The sequence below is a fragment of the Leptospira sp. WS58.C1 genome (genome assembly GCF_040833995.1).
Lineage (GTDB): Bacteria > Spirochaetota > Leptospiria > Leptospirales > Leptospiraceae > Leptospira_B > Leptospira_B cinconiae.
The window spans coordinates 246,920-263,989 of the sequence record NZ_CP162137.1; the positions used below are offsets into that span (position 1 = coordinate 246,920).

Below are 17,070 nucleotides of genomic sequence, written 5' to 3' on the forward strand. Positions count from 1 at the left end.
ATGCTATTTTTCGATCGGAATAGTTCTTATGGAAAATCGAGCAGAGGCCTCGGAACAAGTATCCTGGCTTCTCTCGTCTTTATATATTCTTTTTCCATAATGTATTTGGATGCGGAAACCGTTTCGATCGATTCTCCTCACGGAGGTTTTACTACGGAAAGGATCCAAAAAATTTCCGGAACCGTAACAGGGGCAAATCCTGAAAAAGTCACTGTCGTGATCAATGGGATCCCTCAGATGGTGCCATTGTATGCAGGAAAATTTTCTTTTAGCACCGTGGCTTCTCCCGGAGACAATCTTGTAGAAGTCCGTGCCGGTAAGGCTTACGATAAGGTCAGCTTTTTTGCAAAGGTTCCTCCTCGAGATATCAAAGTGGTTTTGACCTGGGATACTGCGAGTTATACGGATCTTTGGGTAATCGATCCTAACGGAGAGAAGTGTTACTGGGCCCACACTTCCACCAAGTCGGGAGGTAATCTTGTATATGATGATGCTACTTTTGCACCTCAGACTTTTACCATGTCCAAGGCCTTGCCCGGCAATTATGCAGTCCAAGCACAGTACTATGCTCCGTTTAACGCTCAGGTTACCAGAGCCAAAGTTTATGTAGTCCTTTATGAAGGAACTCCCCGAGAAAAAAGAAAACAATACCAATTCACTATGACCAAGGCCCAGCAAGTCTATCATCTGGGTAATTTTGAGATAGAGCCGGATTGACCAAGATGTACAGGAAGGTATATTATAAAATCGTGATTTTGTCCGCTTTGTTCCTTCTTTATGGGGCAAGTCTCGAGGCGGCTCCTAAATTTTCTTATTCTCATTTAGATGAGGCCGTAAAAGAATTCGAATCTAAAAATTCCGCATCTTCGGTGGTATTGATGGAAATGGATTCCGGAAAAGTGGAATATATCTATAGACCGGAGATCACTATTTCTAAAAAATTGCCTCCCGGTTCTTTGGTAAAAACCTTCTCCGCTTTAACGTTATTAAAGTATAAAGACAAACTCGGATTTTCTCCCGAAAAAAAGATCTTATGTAAGGGTAGATTTTATCCTAAAGAAAATTTAACTCCCACTAAATCGGATCTAAACACATTTCATTTGCCTCAGGACGAAAATGGAAAAGAATATTTGAGATGTTCTTTGGCAAAAGGTCATGGAGAAATGGATCTGAGATCCGCTTTGGTGCAATCTTGTAACGTATATTTTCTAACGAGCGCCTCCTCGTATCCTGATCTTTTCTATTCGAAGTTGTACGAGGACTGGAGTTTAGGAAAATCCACGAAGTCCAGATTGGATCCTTATATAGAACCTTCTGATACAAATTTTATATCGATCAGTCCTCTACGAAAAGTAGCTGCTTCTATCGGAGAAGGAGGGCTTCTCTTAAGTCCTTTAAAAATTTCACAGTTGTATTCTTCGATATGGAAAGAAGGACCGAGACTTTCCCCTTATTGGGGACAAGGAAAAGAACCTCTCCGATCCGAAGAAAATCCTTATGCGGGACAGGATTTGAGATGGATCACCTCCGTTCTATCAGAGGTCCCAAAATCCGGAACTTTAAAAGATTTGAATGTTCCTGAAAAAGGAAACTTGGAGGTCCTGGGTGGCAAAACCGGGACTGGAACCAAATTTATGCATAAATATGAGACGCATGGATGGACAGTATTATCTTTTCGTAAAGATCGAAAATCGTATGTGCTGACCGTTTTTGTGGAAAATGGGTCAGGAGGAAATCAAGCTAAATCTTTGGCTTCTATTCTTCTGGATAAGATCGATCCTAAAAGTAAAGATTCTGCAATAAAATCAGGTAGATAAAATGAGAACTTGCATCCAAATTTTCAAAACCAAAGTAATTCCTAAGATCAAGGGTCTTTTTTCTAAAGAATCATTGGAAACCTTTAAGATCGGATTTACGGAAAACGTATTGAAAGATCCTAAAGTAGGAGTTCCTACCGGAGCGGGCGTCTTGTTTTTAGCGATCGGCTTCTACCTTTCTTTCAAAGGGTATTCCATAGATTCGGCGATCAAAGATCCTGCTCTTCTCATTCCTAAAAAAGCAAACCTTCTAGTAGAAGTATACCGCCCGGAAGAATTTGTAGAAGATCTGGAAAAAACGAATTTAGGAAGAGAACTTTCCGAAGATGGAACTTTTCAGAAAATTCTCACTGTACCTGAACTTAGAAAGATCAGCTCCGTTTTATATTTATTGGAAGCAAAAGCAGGAGTAATGACGAAACCATCCAGATTAGCGGCTTTATTCGACGGACCAGTTGCCGTAGCTACTTTTCCAAAATCCAATTTTTTACTCGTGGGTAAGGCAAGTGCAAGTTCCAAATTGGGAGTGAGTCTGATCACTGGATTTAAAGGGGAAAAGATCGTAGTTAAAGAAACTCCTAAAGAGGAGAAACCGCAAACTCCTCCGCAAACGGAAGAAGGATACTATACTCCAACCGGTTCTGAGACCACTCATTCTGCAGATGATTTTGCCGATCAATTCGCAGCGGGCTCCGAAAAATTCGGAAACTTAGAAGCGTTTAAATATGAATTCGGTTCCGGAAAAATTTTAGCGATCGTCCTTGGTGATTTTATTATACTCACCGATTCCGAAGATCTATTGGAAAAATCTTTAGACCTAGCTTCTTCCGTAAATAATGATTCTTTAGGTAATCAAAGAGGTTTTGATACTCTTCGAAAGGAAGCTTCTAAAAAAGAAAACAAGGTACTGTTCTTTGCAGGAACTGATTCTTTAATCGCTCCGTTTCTAAAACCTTCCTTTGGGGATTCTGGAGCCGCTTTACTTTTAGGTTGGGAAACCGGAAAAAATCTAGAAGGAAAAGTTTATAAGATAGGTGGAGATAAAAACCAAGTAGTTAGTTCCGGTCCTGGGCTTTCCAAAGTAATCCCTCGAGAAACGAATTTAGTATTTTATTCGGAAGAATTAAAACCGTCCGAAGTTTGGAAATCTCTAGAAACCATTAGTGGAGAATGGGAAGAACTCGGAGAAGGCTTAAATGCATTCGGTAAAAATGCGGGGATCCATGAACAATACTTCGGCTCCGAAAAAGGAATCGCTCTCAGTTTTAACGGACTGGAATACAAGTCCGGAATGGTCTATCCAAGGTTCGGGATCTCTTTACCGGCTTCCGTTCCGGATGATAAACTTTTAAAAGCGATCTTCAAAGTGGGAAATCCGATCAAAGTTTCTTACCAAAATACGAACTTAGAATCTTACCCTTTGAGAAAAGGCGGCTTCTATACTCCTGCATCCTTGAAAGTGGGAAATTGGAAATATCTAGCTTCGGATAGAAAAAGTGCAGAAGAAACTGTTTCCTCCGGAAACGGGAATCGGCCTAACCAAGCAGATCTTTTCTCTTCCGGTCCTGCTAAAGAGTTAGCTTATTATCCTCATCATTTAGTGGTTCGTGTTCCTGGGATTTTGGAAGATCTCAAAAGTTTTTATTTATATGGAGCGGAAGGTTCTCCTGAATATACATCCAAAACGATCGATAGAGATGTGCAGCCCATTTTGGATAAACTGAAAGTTTTTGAAAGATTGGTAGTCTCATTCGGTTCCGGAAAAGAAGGAGAAGACTGGGGGAAATTGAAGGTCTTTTAAAATTTGTTCAGTAAACGCGTGTAGGAACTCCTACACGCGATAAACTTTAATTTGTTGGATTTCTTACAAGACAATCGACTTCCTAAAATTAATACCTGGACTTTACAAATTGTGAATATATATTTTGGATTTCAGGACTTTGAGTTTCCAAAAAGACCCGAAATCTTGCCTCTCCCTTAGTCTTTAAAAGCCACGAGCCCCAGAGAAAAAGTTTCTGGTATAAGATTTTCTTTTTAAATCCGCTTCTTGTGTGGATTTCCCTACTACATTCTTCGTCGAATTTTTCCCAACTCCAAGGAAACTTAAGATCTAAAGATGTGGGTTTAGGATTCGTAGGATACAAAGATTCACAATAAGATTCCTGCATCCAAAAGGAAGTTTCCGATCTGGATTCCGGGGCTAAAAAATGACAAATCTCATGTTTGATCACCGTATCTAAAATTCCCTTTTTCGCTAAACTTTCCGGATTTTGGAAAAAGAATTTATTACTTTCGGGAGAATAGAACGCAGCTAACGTTGAGGGTTGGCCCGAGTATTTTCGAAAAACTTCCGAGTTTTCTGAAACGAAGATCTGGGCGTTTTGCGGGATTCTTCTATCCAATCTTTCCGATTCGGCTCTGATCTCGGTTACGAATTTTTCGGCGAAAGTTTCAAGAAATCTTTCGGGATTTTTTCGTTTGTTCCTGTCGTCTAAAAAGTAAAATTCGAATCCTTCTATTTTTCTTTTTACCGCTTGGGCATTTGCGGGTTCTATTAAGAATATTATAAAAAATAAATATATTGCCGATACGGTAAAAATAGATCTCAAGGGATTTTCCTCAGTTCCGCGCCTGGAAAATAAAAATGAAGTATCTCCTCCGATTTTGCTCCCCGAAACGCCATTTCTCTTGCTCCGTATTGGCAAAGACCGATCCCATGCCCAAAACCTTTTCCTTTGAAATAAAATCCTCGAGCGCTTGTTTCGATCTTAAAATCATTACTCTTGGTTTTATTCCAGCCTAACTTTCTGCCGATCTTAGATAAAAATTCGGAGGCTTGGATATTCTTTTTTCCGGAATAATCCTTATATTCTAAGGATGTTATTCTGAATTCCGAATACTTAGGCTCTAATTCGGTTAACTGTTTCGCTTCCAAGGCGGATCCCATTTCTTCTTTCGAAATAAAAGTTTCCCAGGAGAAGTAAGGAGAATTTTTACATTGAATCTCTCCATTTTTGGTATCGGGACCGGATCTATAATATTGTGGATTTTTGAAATTCTTCCAAAGAACGGAAGGAGAAGACAAATTTCCTCCGCAAGTAGAATGAAAGAATGTCTCTAAAACTTTCCCACCTTTATCTTGCAGAAGTATTTTTTTATATGGAGTGAATTGAATATTCTCCTTTTTTAATTTTCCTGAAAATTGGAGACAATGGGTTAGATCGCAAAGATCGTGACCTTCTTTGGAATGTCTTCCTAAGTTTGCGAGAGCGTAAGAGCGGATCATTGCGGATGCAGCGATAGAATATTCCTGCTTCCAGTTCGGATTTGGATCTTTTTCATTTTTAGGATAAAATAAGTCTCCGAATTCCGAGACCATTCCGATCCCTACGTATTCTTCTAACGGGACGGTAAGTATGAGTTTTAGTTTTCCTTTGGAAGAAGTGATTTCCAGATCTCCAGAATATTTTTTAGGAGTCTGGTCTTTGGGAACTTCAAGTTCGTATTCTCCACCTGAAAAAAGGATATGTTCCGATCTTGAGTTTTTGGTTCCGTCTATTATTCTGATTTCATTTTCTTCCGATCTGACCAAGATCGTTTTATCTTTTTCTAAACTATTTTTCCCTAAGGATTGTATTCTGGCGTTTTTGACGATGATCCGCACACTCTCCGGAGAATATTTAGATAAGATTCCTATTCTGATCTTATTCGGGACCGTATCTGCAAATAGAGAAGTAGATAAGAATAGAAAACCCAAACAAGCAAGTTTGGAAAGGCGATTCATTGTACTTGGATCGCCTTTGGGAACGTGGGACATGAAGAAACACATAAACCGCAACCCACGCAGTCTTGGGAGAAACTCGGTTTATTTCCTTTGAACCGGACTACATTCGGGATCGGACAAGTGATTGCGCAGGTCTCGCAGGTTTTTTCTCCCGTTCTGGAATTGATACAATGTTGGAAGAAACCTTTTGCCTTTCCGAATTTAGGAGACTCATTTTTTTTATAAGGTAAAAGTGCACCCGTCTCACAGGCTGAGATACACGGATAATCTTTGCATAACATACATGCATTCAGATTCACATCCATACGAGGAAAATGTTTGCCTGTTTTATCATCAGGCACCGGAAACAGGACCGAATAAGGGCAGGCATAGATACAATCGCTGCAAGCAGTACATTTGGAGAAGAATCGTTTTCCTTTCGCATCCGCTCCAGGAGGGAATTGTAAATTTCGAAATCCTTTAAATTTACTTTTGACTATTTTAGGTTTTGGGACTTTGATCTGGGTTTTTTTAGGCGCGACTTTTTCCGGTTCCGCCTTACTAACTTCCCCTACAGATGATTTCCAAGTTTCGGAAATTTCATTTACACCTTCTTCCATTACGGAAAAAGCTTTTGCTAAGCCTTTCCGGAAGAAGTCTTTTCGGTTCATTCTTCACCTATCCTCTCAATATGAGCGCCTAGAGATCTAAGTCTGGTATCTATGTTTTGGAATCCTCTGTCTATTTGGACGATATTATGGATGGAGCTTGTACCTTCTGCACAAAGAGCTGCAATGATCATTGCCATGCCTGCTCTGATATCGGGACTGGCTACTTTTTGACCATAAAGACGATTCGGTCCGATCACGATCGCTCTATGCGGATCGCAAAGTATAATTTGAGCGCCCATGGAGATGATATTATCCACGAAAAATAATCTGGATTCGAACATTTTTTCATGAATGAGTACTGTTCCTTTACATTGTGTAGCAGTGACTAACGCAACGGAAGTCATATCCGCAGGGAAACCAGGCCAAGGAGAATCGTCTATTTTAGGAGTGGCTCCGTGATAATCCGGAATGATCTCCATTTTTTGGTCGGAAGGAACTAAGATACCTCCGTCTTGCGGACGAACTTCGATCCCCAAGCGAGAATATACCATGCGGATCATTCGGATATCTTCCAGCTCCACATCGCCGATAAAAATTTCTCCGCCGGTGACCGCGGCCAAACTGATAAAACTTCCGATCTCTAAATAATCGGAACCGATCCTATGAGGTTTATTCGGAGTTTTTAAGGAATTTACACCTTCGATCGTAAGAATGTTCGAACCGATCCCTGAAATTTTCGCGCCGGCAGAAACTAAAAATTTACAAAGCCTCTGTACATGGGGCTCGCTTGCCGCATGACGTAAGACGGTGGTGCCTTCGGAAAGTACCGCCGCCATAACCGCGTTTTCTGTGGCAGTAACGGAAGCCTCGTCCATAAGAAGGTCTGTGCCTCTGAGCCTGTCTCCTCTGATTTCGTAACCGTCAGGGAATACTTCTATCTGAGCGCCTAAGGCTTGGAGCGCGAGAAGATGAGTGTCCATTCTTCTTCGTCCGATCTTATCTCCACCCGGTCTTGGTAAAAACACTCTACCTGTTTTGGCTAGAATGGGACCTGCAAGTGTGACCGCCCCTCTGATCTTGGAACAAAGTTCCGCAGGAAGATCCGACTTTAGATCTCCGTTATTTCTGAATAAATAGGTTCCTTCTCCCTTATCTTCTACTTCCATTCCTAAATGGCGTAGAACGTCCATGAGCATAAGTACGTCCGAGATCTGGGGAATGTTTTCGATAATTACTTCGCCAGGAACTAAACAGACGGCCCCTAAAATAGGTAAGGCCTCGTTTTTGTTCCCTTGTGGCATTACAGTTCCGTGAAGAGGATTTTTACCGATAATTTTGAAGTATGGAGAGCTCATGATCCGACCAGCTTTATTGGTATACTCATGTCTCCTTCTCCTACGGCAAGCACTTCACCGGGACCTAAATCGATTGACTCAAAAGGTTTTTTTTCCGATCAACGTTGGTATTCATGGATTCTTTTTTACAACGTTTTAGAGATTTTCAAAAAACACTGTTTTTCGACTTCTTCTGTTTTTTCTGGACCGGGGCATTTGCCTTCTTAGCCTTCGCTCCATTTTATCTCAGCCATTTAGTTTGGATTGCCCCTTTCGGTTTGTTTTGGATCACTCATAAATATTCCGGAAGATATTGGAGATTGGTAGGATACGGTTTCTTATTCGGGGTATTCTTCTATGCCATCGCATTTCATTGGATCCATCATATGGCAATGGTCTTCGGGAATTTCCCTTGGCCGATTGCGTTTATCATTCTTCTTTTAGCCGGAGTTTTGTTTGGAGCTAAGTTCCCAATCTTTTTAGTTTCGTATTCCTTTCTTTCCAGAAGAGTCGGAAAGCATAGCGTTTGGGTAGCGGGGGTTTGCGGAATGGCGGCGGACATGATCGGTTACCAACTGTTTCCTTGGTACTGGGGAAATCTTGCGGCCGGAAATATCATACTCGCTCAAACAGTGGAGATCTCGGGAGTTTACGGACTTTCCTTCTTAGTATTCGTGATCTCTTACACGATCTTTGAAACAAATCCGTTACATCTTCCGGAAATTTTAAAGTCCAAAGAAAAAAGATCCCATTTTATAAAATTCTGGACCTTGCCGTTAGCGTTACTTCTTCTTTTTGTGATCGTAGGCTCTTCATTGTATGTAAAATGGAAGAACGTAACACCAAGTAAAACCTTAGAAATCTTAGTCGTCCAACCGGATGCTCCAATGAGTATACGCGACGAGAGGGGAAGATCTCCTCGAGAAGTGATCGAAGATCTGATGGGTAGAATGGACAAAATGGTGGAGAATGCCGTCCAAAGAGCCGGTAAAAATCCGGACCTGATCATTTTACCGGAGGCTGGGATCCCGTATTTCTCTGCGAATCGTGAACTGTTAAAGATCAGAATGGGAGATCGGATCTATTGGCCTAGATTCGACTCTTTGATGGTTTCTTTCGCTAACAGATACAAAGCATCAGTATTCTTTAATGAAATAGATGCGGCTTATAAGATCAAAAGTTCCGGAAGAGAATATCTCAGGTATTTTAATAATAATGTAGTCTATGATCCGAACGGTGTCAGAAGACAGGCTTATCAAAAACAATATTTGGTAATGTTCGGTGAGACCATGCCTTTCGAGTTCATGTATGACCTGAGTCCGCAAACGGGAAGGTTTGATCCGGGAGAATCTTTCGATCTTCTACACTATTATTCCGCCGTCCCTAAGGAAAATCCTCAAACTGTTTTGCCGGTTACTTGGGAAAAAACGGAAGGAATAGATGCTGATTTCGTAAGAAATTATTATTCTCCAACTCATACCGAATTGAAGGACGAGGGTTCTTTTCTTCCTTTAATCTGTTATGAAGTGATCGTTCCGGAATTCGTAAGAAAGTTCAAAGACTCGGGGAATCCTCAGTTCATTGCAAATCTCACCAATGATAAATGGTATGGAACCACTACTGAAAGCGACCAACATTTCGAGTTGGGAAGACTTCGAGCGATAGAATGGAGAAGATGGCTAGTCCGTTCTACAAACTCAGGTATCTCAGGATATGTGGATCATTTGGGGAATTTTATAGAAGGTAAGTCGACTTCTCTTATGAAAGCCGAGACTAGCTGGCAACAGATCCAAGTGATCGATTCTCCTCCCGGATTTTACGTTCTCTACGGGAACTTGATCCCTTGGATGATGATCATTCTGACCGCAATCTATTACGGAAATCTATTGCTTAGAGTCTATCGTAAAAAAGATTAACGGAACGGTTACTTTGAGTAAATTTTTGTCCGAAAGAGAGCGAAGCCGGAAAGTATTTTTGAAATCGACTCTTGTAAAAGAAATCATTTCCTGTTTAAGGATTGATCAGATAATAGGAAAAAATTCCCCGAAAGTTTTTATCTTTCGGAAGAATTCCTTCCGGAACTTGAGCGCAATCCAATTTGGAATCGGTTATATAATAGAGCTGGTAAGGTTTCGTAAAAAATAAACGGACAAAGAATCGAAGTACCGCGGATATATTGGAAAGAACATAGATCTGTCCGATCGTATGTTTTCGAGAGATTGTTAAACTACAGGAACCGCTTTCATCTAAATAAAACTTTTCTTTAATAGGGAGATGGTATCCTGAAAAAGGTTCCGTCTCGGATTCTAATACTTCCGACTTCAAAACTTTTGCGGAGAATAACATTTTTCCGGAAGGGTCCAAAGCGCTTACGGTTCGTATCTCTTCTTCCGGAAAGTTTTCGTTCCCGATAAAACCGCCCGCAAATAATCTTTCTCCTGCACTATTGATGGAGCGGTACAATTCCCAACGCTTACTGTACTTATATACTTCATAGTTGGTAAGAAGATGTTCCATTCCGCCTTTTCCATTCAGCTCTATTCTATTTCCGTTCAAAATTAAATATCCTTTTGCAGGAACGGAGGAGAATGCCATGTCTGCTTGCACGAAACTATCTTTTTCGGGTAAGCGGATCTTCCCGCCAGAAAGAGAAACAGCTTTGGACCAACCGGTTTTATAGCTGATAAAAAGCTCCGCAGTGTCGGTGATCATTTTGATTTCGGGACCGCCTATTCCTTTAGAAACGGAACTATCATAAATTTCTAATTCTAGATTTCCACTCTCTGCTTTGAGTTCGTCACTAGAATATTCTCTTGTGGAAAATTGAGTACCGGTTTGTTTATCGTAAACTACAAGACTAACTCCGGAGTTTCTCGTACCTGGTCCTAGATTACTTACGATGAACGTTGCAAAGATCCAGGTCTGGTCATCCGTAAAGGAATAGTTCCAGGCTTGGAAATAACCTTCCTGAGCATAGGGATGAAATCCCATTTCGTATTTGCTTGTTTTTCTGGCCTGGATCTTTGTTTCGTCTGCCTCTAGTCTCCATTCTCCTAAACTGCTAAAAAGGATTAAAATGACTAGAACAGATTTGAAAATAATTGTTTTGGATCGGTTAAAAGAACAATCGTTCGCCGAAGAATTTTCGGATAGAAAAATCATGGGGATCAATTCCTAACTCTGGTTTTATTCTCCGGCAAGCAATTCTTGTCCGTCGGAAGTAAATTTTCCAGATTTGTTTGGACTTTGAAACGAATCGGATCCCCTTTTTTGAATTAACCGCAATCCGAATCTATTTTGTCTTCTTCCGACTTGGATGCCGGGACACAAGAGGATTCGAAAATATCGCTAAGACATCTGATCTCATACGAGGGGTGATCCTTGACTCCTTTTGCCTTCATTTCGTCCCTCTCCATTTTGATCCCGTCCACATGGATCCAAGAATCGGATTCCGATTTTCCCTGGGTTTCGATCCGTGCATAGATCAGATATTCATAATCTCCGAACTTCTTCATAAAAATTTTAGAATATCTAAAATCCGTTTTTACCAATTTTCTTCGGAAATAACGTAGTTCTTTGGATTGGGAGCCTTGGAGAGAATCGTAGAATCTATTTACGGAATGTATAATTCCTAAAAAACCCAGTTGATCGGTTTTCAATTTCATCCAACCGAAATGATCCTCTATATCTTTGTTTCTTCTCGCCTTCATAAAAATCCTCCGGAGAAACGGGTTCTTTTCGAAGGAAATGGCTGAAAAAAATTTAGAGTTTTAGAAAAAAACGGGACCCAAGGTATAAACTTACCTTTCTCATTCGGGACCTTTGTATCGAACTTCAGGAGTTTTTATGCGGAGCATTTTAAATTCGAGTGGGTTCTGGTCCGGAATTTTTCCTTTTTGGATCATTTTTTTTCCGTTTCAAACCAATTCTTATTAAAAAAATCCAAGGAAAATCCCATAGCAACAACTTCGGTTTGGCCCAGGCCACCATCACGGTCATCGAGAAAGAGCGCATTGGAAACGTAGGATGAAAGAGAAGATGAGACTGAAACTTCAACAGAAGTTAGATCAAATCGATCGCGAATTAAGGGAGTAAAATTATGTTTATGGAAGTGAATCATATCGGCATCACCTCCCGTGATCCGGAAGTAAGTGCGAATTTTTATCGTGAAATTTTCGGTCTCCCCCAAGAGGAGGAGACCGAAAAAGCGGCAAAAGTCCTTGGCATCGGAAAATCGAATATTGCGATTTATGGGGAGAAGAATGATCCTTCTTCTCCCGTATTCGGGTCCGGATGTGATTTTGCGATCAGGGTAGATCCAAAAAGTTTCCGTGAGATCGAAGAAAGATTGTTCTCTCAAAGATTGGAATATGGTGTTCGTAAATCTTCTAAGACACTTTTTCTGAATTTCCAAGATCCGGACGGTTACTTGGTGGAATTGATGTGTGAAGAGGAATAGATCCTATCGTTCGTAATAGGACCTATTCCTTGGGTGCCATCCATTTCCCAGTAAGTGGTATAGTCCAAACAGGATTCGAAGTTCAAGATAGAGATTGCCAAAAAAGGCCAAGTAAAAAATGTACTCTTTACCTACATGGAAACGGAATTACTGGGCCTGTTCTGGACGGAAAAGATCAAGCTCAGCCAGTACACTATCCAAACCGTAAAGGATCTAAGCGATTCACAGCTGGATCATACCGACGCGTTGGGTGAAACAATTCGAAGGTATCTGAATTCTATTGTCGCTTCGGACTTTTTATTTCGTCTTTCCCTTCCGGTTTCATTAGGGATCAGTTCTATTCTTCCGATTCCAAGACAAACAGAATCCGAGGTCGAAAAAGACTTGGTCAAAGTAAGAGATCTGTTCGGTTCTCCGGCACTTCCCAGTAATTTAAAAGATATAATTGTTAGTTCCGCAGAAGGTCTGTATTTCGAAGGATGTAATCCTTCTCTTCTTCCTACCTTACAACGCTGGAAAAAGATACTTTTACGTTTAGAAAAGTCCATCACCGGTCTGAATGGAAAAGATTCTTTAAAATATCGTTATTTTTCGGTCCTGGGTATTGTTTCCCTTCCGGTCGCCATTAATTATTTTTCCACCCAAAACCTATACTACCTCCGAAACGGAATCTTAAAAATAAAGGAGAATCCTTCTTTCCCGAAGTCCTAAGTCCTTAGAAAATGGAAAAACCTAAGGTTTAAACCTGCATCCATTTGACATTCTAAGGAGCATTCCAATGGCTAAAATTAAGGTGAAAACTCCTCTCGTCGAACTCGACGGGGACGAGATGACACGCATAATTTGGAAAGAAATTAAGGATCGTTTTATTCATCCTTATCTTGATATTGAATTAGATTATTATGATCTAGGCGTAGAATACCGCGATAAAACGGAAGATAAGGTCACTGTAGATTCCGCTAATGCTATTTTAAAATACGGAGTGGGTGTTAAGTGTGCTACCATCACCCCGAACCAAGATCGAGTCGTTGAATACAAACTCAAAAAAGAATGGAAGTCCCCGAACGGTACCATTCGTTCCATTCTGGACGGAACCGTATTCCGTAAACCGATCATCGTAAATAATATCCCTTCCGGAGTTAGGTCCTGGCAAAAACCGATCGTTGTCGGTCGTCACGCATTCGGTGACCTTTATAAAGACACCGAGCTATATATTCCGGAAGCTGGAAAAGTAGAGATCGTATTTACTACAAAAGACGGAAAAGAAAAAGAAAGAGTAACTATCAACGACTTCGACGGACCTGGAGTTGTGATGGGACAGTTCAACTTGGACAAGTCCATCTATAGCTTTGCAGAAGCTTGTTTCAATTACGCGATTTCCGAAAAGATCAATGTTTGGTTCGCTACAAAAGATACTATTTCCAAAAAATATCATGCTCGTTTCCGTGCGATCTTCGACGAAGTTTCCACTAAAAGAGCAGCGGAACTCAAAGCTGCAGGTATCGAATACTGGTATTACCTAATCGACGACGCGGTCGCTCAGATCGTTAAGAATCCTGGCGGAATGCTTTGGGCCCTTATGAATTACGACGGAGATGTGATGTCCGATATGGTTGCTTCCGGATTCGGATCGTTAGGACTTATGACTTCCGTTCTTGTTTCTCCTGACGGAAAATTCGAATACGAAGCGGCTCACGGAACTGTGACTCGTCACTATCGTCAGTATCAAAAGGGGGAAACCACTTCTACCAACTCTGTAGCTTCTATCTTTGCATGGACTGGAGCTCTTGCTAAGAGAGGAGAATTGGATGGAACTCCTGACGTAGTTGCTTTCGCTCAAAAATTAGAGAAGGCGGTAATCGATACGATCGAAGCGGGAGAGATGACCAAGGACTTGGTATTACTTACTACTACAAAAGGCCCGAAACAATTGGATACCTTCCAGTTTATGGAGGCGATCCAAAAACGCCTCTAAGTGGATGGGATTTTTACCCGTGAAATTTAAAGACACAATCAGAAGAAGGAGCCAATTATGGCTCCTTCTTTTTTTGTTTTCGGTCACAGCGATTTTCGGCCAAAAACTTAGTTTACCTAAGGACCCGACTCTTCCGACCGAACCAAGTTTGGATGCAAGAGGAGATGCGCCTAGTCCTTCCAATTCTTCGAATAACCAGAATTCAGGTCCGACTGTGAAGGCATTTTTTTGTGACGGTAGGACGATCACCGGGACTTGGAAATCCGCACCTAAAGAATTCTCATTTAAACATACGAGAGAGAATGTACAATATTCAAAAACATTAAAGTCGGAAGAAGTAGCCAGAATTCTTCTCAAGGCTTGGAAACTGGTTCCAGGAAAACCGAATTCTCAAGGTATTCCTCATAAGGCCGAACCTTGGGAGATACATTATAAAACCAAAAATGGGGAAACGTTCGAAAGGATAGGAGAGATCAAAAAAGATTTCGGAGAACTCAAGATCCAAAACGAATTGGGAGAAGCGAATTTGTTTTTTTACTGGATCGATCTACAATTCGAAAACAAAACCTGGTTCTCCAAATTACCTAAAATAGAAGGTGATATCAGACGGGAATGTCATCCGGACGTGATTGTCGGTATCGAGTTTCTTTAACCTGAAACGCAGACTTCAGGAAGGAAGCGAATAAATTTCCGCTGTGTACTTATTTCAAAAATTTACAGATCTCTTGTATATCGTACGGTTTGGAGAATAACTCTACACCGCTCGGTATCTTATCCAAAGCAAAAGAGGATTCCTCAGCGGCTGAAGTGATCCCCAATCGGATCTGAGAATATGCGGGGTTTTTTTGGACGATACTACAGAATTCGTTCCCGTTCATATCAGGCATATACATATCCGTAAAGATCGCTTCGAATTCCTGTGGATTTTTTTCCAAAATCTGGAGTGCATGTTTTCCTGAAATTGCGGTTTGGACCTCCGCTCCTTTAGATTCCAGTAATCTCCTGAATAACATCAGGTTCAATTCGGAATCGTCTATGATCAGTAATTTGCGTTTTGTTAAACTAGGATTTTTTTGAGAAGGATCCTTTTTCTCTTCCACTAGATCTTTTATGATTTCGTCGATCGTGGACTGAAAGGATTTCAGGTCTTGGGTTTTTTCAATAAAACCGTCTGCACCTACATTGTGAGCGATCATCCGATTTTCTTCCGTAAAATCGGATGTCACGAATATGATCCTGGCTCCCGAGGATGCGAATTTTTCCTTCTTATCCTTGCTTCTAATTTTTCTGCAAAGATCGAATCCGGTCCCTCCTTCTAAATAGATTCCTAAAGTGATCAGATCGAATTTTTTTTCTTTAGCAAGTAGTGCGGCTTCTTCTATACGAGATATTTTTTGGACCTCGAATAAAGATGAGGAGAATTCGGAGGAGATAATTTCAAGGATGACCTTACTTGCATCTACAATAAGTACTTTAAGTTTTTCCGCAGGCAAACCGGAGCCCTCTCTTAGGCTGTCTTGCTGAGGTATTTCCCGGTTCGCGTTCATGGTATTGGAGACGAATAGAACTTTTGATCTAGATTGGAAAATCCGTGTCTTTATTAAGGAAATTTATTATATGATTTATTAACGTTATATCCCATAACGGATCACCCTTCTTTCCCGAAAACCGACTTTCTATAGTCCGCAACGCGGGCTTCAGGAGCAAAGCGATCTATAGTCCGCAACGCGGGCTTCAGGAGCAAAGCGATCTATAGTCCGCAACGCGGGCTTCAGGAGCAAAGCGATCTATAGTCCGCAACGCGGGCTTCAGGAGTGAAGATTATAATCACGGATCGATCCTAATATAGCCTCATATATATCTTCCTGGGTTTTATAAAAATTTCCAGACAAATCTTCCCAGGTTCCGGGAATCTTTTCGGATACATTTAGATAGAAGATCGGCTGGGCCTTTCTCCCCCAAGGATCCGTATTAGGCAATACTGTCATAGAGCCGAATGCCGAGAATATCAAAGAATACTCAGCTGATTGATGAGAAAAACGATACGTTTTTGGCCAATCCGTTTCAGGATCTTGTTTCCATATCAAAAAAGAAGAAAGTCCTCGGATCAATTCCGAAACGATTGCCTGCTTTTCTTCCAAAGGATTTTGAGTTTGTTTTCGGATTCCGTTCTTAGCTTGGTTCCAAAGTTTTTCTAGTTCGTCCAGAGGTGTTTCCGAAAACTTGCGATCCGATTCTCCTAAGCGTGCTTCCATATATTCTATTCTATGTTTAAACTTTGTATTGGTTCGCGTAAGAGAAGATTCAGCGGATACTCCCAGCTTTCTTGCTAGGTTCACTATAGTAAAAAGAAGATCTCCCAATTCTTCTTCTATCCTGATTTGATTAGAAGAAGGATCCGAAATGCCTCTGATCTCCTCCAAGAATTCCTGAAGTTCTTCATTCAACTTTTCTTCTACACCTTTTATGTTTTCCCAATCGAAACCGGCTTTAGCTGCCTTCTTCTGGAATTTTTCCGCCTTTAATAGGGAAGGGAATGTTTCAGGGACTTCGGATAAGATGGATTTCGGTTTGGAAGTTTTTTGTCTGAGCTGTTTTTCTTTTTCTTTGAAAAGATCCCAGTTGGCGACGACCTCGTTAGCCGAAGAGATATCCTTTGTTTCCGGATCGAATACATGGGGGTGCCGTAATACAAGTTTTTCGGCAACATCCTTTGCGACTTCTTCCAAATCGAATGCACCTCTTTCGGATGCAATTTGGGAATGAAGTACCACTTGAAATAATAGATCCCCCAGCTCCTCCTTGGTATGCTCGTCGTTCCCTTGAAGTATTGCTTCTACAACTTCCTGAGATTCTTCGATTAAATAAGGCACTAGGGTAGAATGTGTCTGCTCTCTATCCCAAGGACAACCTTCCGGACTTCTGAGTTTAGAAGTTATGTCTTGGAGAAATGCCATCGAGTTCGGATAGTCTTTCGGGTCGGGAGCTTTCATTAAATACTAGGCTCGATTTTCGATTCCGAATTCCCAGCCTTTTTCCCGGAAATGAAGATTGACTGGTGGATTTATCCTCCCATCCTATCCGAAAATCCCTGTTTAAACCTAAGTACTT

The 17,070-nt window shown here is 41.0% G+C and carries 17 protein-coding genes; 8 read left to right on the plus strand and 9 right to left on the minus strand.

Translation table 11 applies throughout. The features are described 5' to 3' along the window. Genes AB3N61_RS01205 through AB3N61_RS01215 form a run of 3 tightly spaced genes read left to right on the plus strand, consistent with a single transcriptional unit; the run spans position 1 to position 3,618 of the window. A complete protein-coding gene (locus tag AB3N61_RS01205) occupies positions 1 to 717 on the plus strand; it encodes a DUF2135 domain-containing protein (protein ID WP_367898273.1) in 717 nt (238 codons plus the stop codon). 5 nt (positions 718 to 722) lie between these two features. Further along, positions 723 to 1,817, plus strand: a complete 1,095-nt coding sequence (locus AB3N61_RS01210) for a penicillin-binding transpeptidase domain-containing protein (RefSeq protein WP_367898274.1) — start codon at positions 723 to 725, stop codon at positions 1,815 to 1,817. A gap of 1 nt (position 1,818) precedes the next feature. Beyond that, positions 1,819 to 3,618 carry a hypothetical protein gene (locus tag AB3N61_RS01215; protein WP_367898275.1) on the plus strand — a complete coding sequence of 600 codons (1,800 nt, stop codon included), beginning with the start codon at positions 1,819 to 1,821 and terminating at the stop codon, positions 3,616 to 3,618. A gap of 88 nt (positions 3,619 to 3,706) precedes the next feature. On the opposite strand, the gene AB3N61_RS01220 is transcribed toward AB3N61_RS01215, so the two are convergent. Genes AB3N61_RS01220 through murA form a run of 4 tightly spaced genes read right to left on the minus strand, consistent with a single transcriptional unit; the run spans position 3,707 to position 7,546 of the window. After that, entirely contained in the window at positions 3,707 to 4,426 is a 720-nt protein-coding gene (locus AB3N61_RS01220) for a hypothetical protein (RefSeq protein WP_020769599.1), read from the minus strand. After that, positions 4,423 to 5,601, minus strand: a complete 1,179-nt coding sequence (locus tag AB3N61_RS01225; RefSeq protein WP_367898276.1) for a SpoIID/LytB domain-containing protein — start codon at positions 5,599 to 5,601, stop codon at positions 4,423 to 4,425. The genes AB3N61_RS01220 and AB3N61_RS01225 overlap by 4 nt, the downstream gene beginning before the upstream one ends. Then, complete coding sequence (locus AB3N61_RS01230; protein WP_367898277.1) at positions 5,598 to 6,251, minus strand: 4Fe-4S dicluster domain-containing protein; 654 nt, start codon at positions 6,249 to 6,251, stop codon at positions 5,598 to 5,600. The genes AB3N61_RS01225 and AB3N61_RS01230 overlap by 4 nt, the downstream gene beginning before the upstream one ends. Then, complete coding sequence (gene murA, locus AB3N61_RS01235) at positions 6,248 to 7,546, minus strand: UDP-N-acetylglucosamine 1-carboxyvinyltransferase (RefSeq protein ID WP_367898278.1); 1,299 nt, start codon at positions 7,544 to 7,546, stop codon at positions 6,248 to 6,250. The genes AB3N61_RS01230 and murA overlap by 4 nt, the downstream gene beginning before the upstream one ends. 113 nt (positions 7,547 to 7,659) lie before the next feature. On the opposite strand from murA, the gene lnt reads away from it, so the two are divergent. Continuing rightward, a complete protein-coding gene (gene lnt / locus AB3N61_RS01240; protein ID WP_367898279.1) occupies positions 7,660 to 9,441 on the plus strand; it encodes an apolipoprotein N-acyltransferase in 1,782 nt (593 codons plus the stop codon). Between the two features lie 94 nt (positions 9,442 to 9,535). On the opposite strand, the gene AB3N61_RS01245 is transcribed toward lnt, so the two are convergent. From AB3N61_RS01245 to AB3N61_RS01255, 3 genes are all read right to left on the minus strand, one after another. Next, positions 9,536 to 10,687 carry a hypothetical protein gene (locus tag AB3N61_RS01245; protein WP_367898280.1) on the minus strand — a complete coding sequence of 384 codons (1,152 nt, stop codon included), beginning with the start codon at positions 10,685 to 10,687 and terminating at the stop codon, positions 9,536 to 9,538. A gap of 113 nt (positions 10,688 to 10,800) precedes the next feature. Continuing rightward, the gene (locus AB3N61_RS01250; protein ID WP_367898281.1) at positions 10,801 to 11,235 is read right to left on the minus strand and encodes an LIC_13246 family protein; all 435 of its coding nucleotides are present in this window, start codon (positions 11,233 to 11,235) and stop codon (positions 10,801 to 10,803) included. Between the two features lie 191 nt (positions 11,236 to 11,426). Further along, entirely contained in the window at positions 11,427 to 11,645 is a 219-nt protein-coding gene (locus tag AB3N61_RS01255) for a hypothetical protein (RefSeq protein ID WP_036089497.1), read from the minus strand. Here AB3N61_RS01255 and AB3N61_RS01260 point away from each other — a divergent pair. The 4 genes from AB3N61_RS01260 to AB3N61_RS01275 all read left to right on the plus strand — a co-directional run bounded on the left by AB3N61_RS01260 (position 11,631) and on the right by AB3N61_RS01275 (position 14,611). Beyond that, positions 11,631 to 11,984, plus strand: a complete 354-nt coding sequence (locus AB3N61_RS01260; protein WP_232420994.1) for a VOC family protein — start codon at positions 11,631 to 11,633, stop codon at positions 11,982 to 11,984. The genes AB3N61_RS01255 and AB3N61_RS01260 overlap by 15 nt on opposite strands. Positions 11,985 to 12,119: 135 nt before the next feature. After that, positions 12,120 to 12,695 (plus strand): hypothetical protein, encoded by a 576-nt coding sequence (locus tag AB3N61_RS01265; RefSeq protein ID WP_367898282.1) that lies wholly within the window; start codon positions 12,120 to 12,122, stop codon positions 12,693 to 12,695. A gap of 67 nt (positions 12,696 to 12,762) precedes the next feature. Further along, positions 12,763 to 13,959 (plus strand): NADP-dependent isocitrate dehydrogenase, encoded by a 1,197-nt coding sequence (locus AB3N61_RS01270; RefSeq protein WP_020769587.1) that lies wholly within the window; start codon positions 12,763 to 12,765, stop codon positions 13,957 to 13,959. Between the two features lie 19 nt (positions 13,960 to 13,978). Then, positions 13,979 to 14,611: a hypothetical protein gene (locus tag AB3N61_RS01275; RefSeq protein WP_367898283.1), complete on the plus strand. Its 633-nt coding sequence runs from the start codon at positions 13,979 to 13,981 to the stop codon at positions 14,609 to 14,611. 49 nt (positions 14,612 to 14,660) lie between these two features. On the opposite strand, the gene AB3N61_RS01280 is transcribed toward AB3N61_RS01275, so the two are convergent. Together AB3N61_RS01280 and mazG are read right to left on the minus strand one after the other, a co-directional pair. Next, complete coding sequence (locus tag AB3N61_RS01280; RefSeq protein WP_367898284.1) at positions 14,661 to 15,506, minus strand: response regulator; 846 nt, start codon at positions 15,504 to 15,506, stop codon at positions 14,661 to 14,663. 261 nt (positions 15,507 to 15,767) lie between these two features. Continuing rightward, positions 15,768 to 16,952, minus strand: coding sequence for a nucleoside triphosphate pyrophosphohydrolase (mazG, locus tag AB3N61_RS01285; RefSeq protein WP_367898285.1), 1,185 nt, complete (start codon positions 16,950 to 16,952; stop codon positions 15,768 to 15,770). Positions 16,953 to 17,070 lie beyond the last annotated feature (118 nt).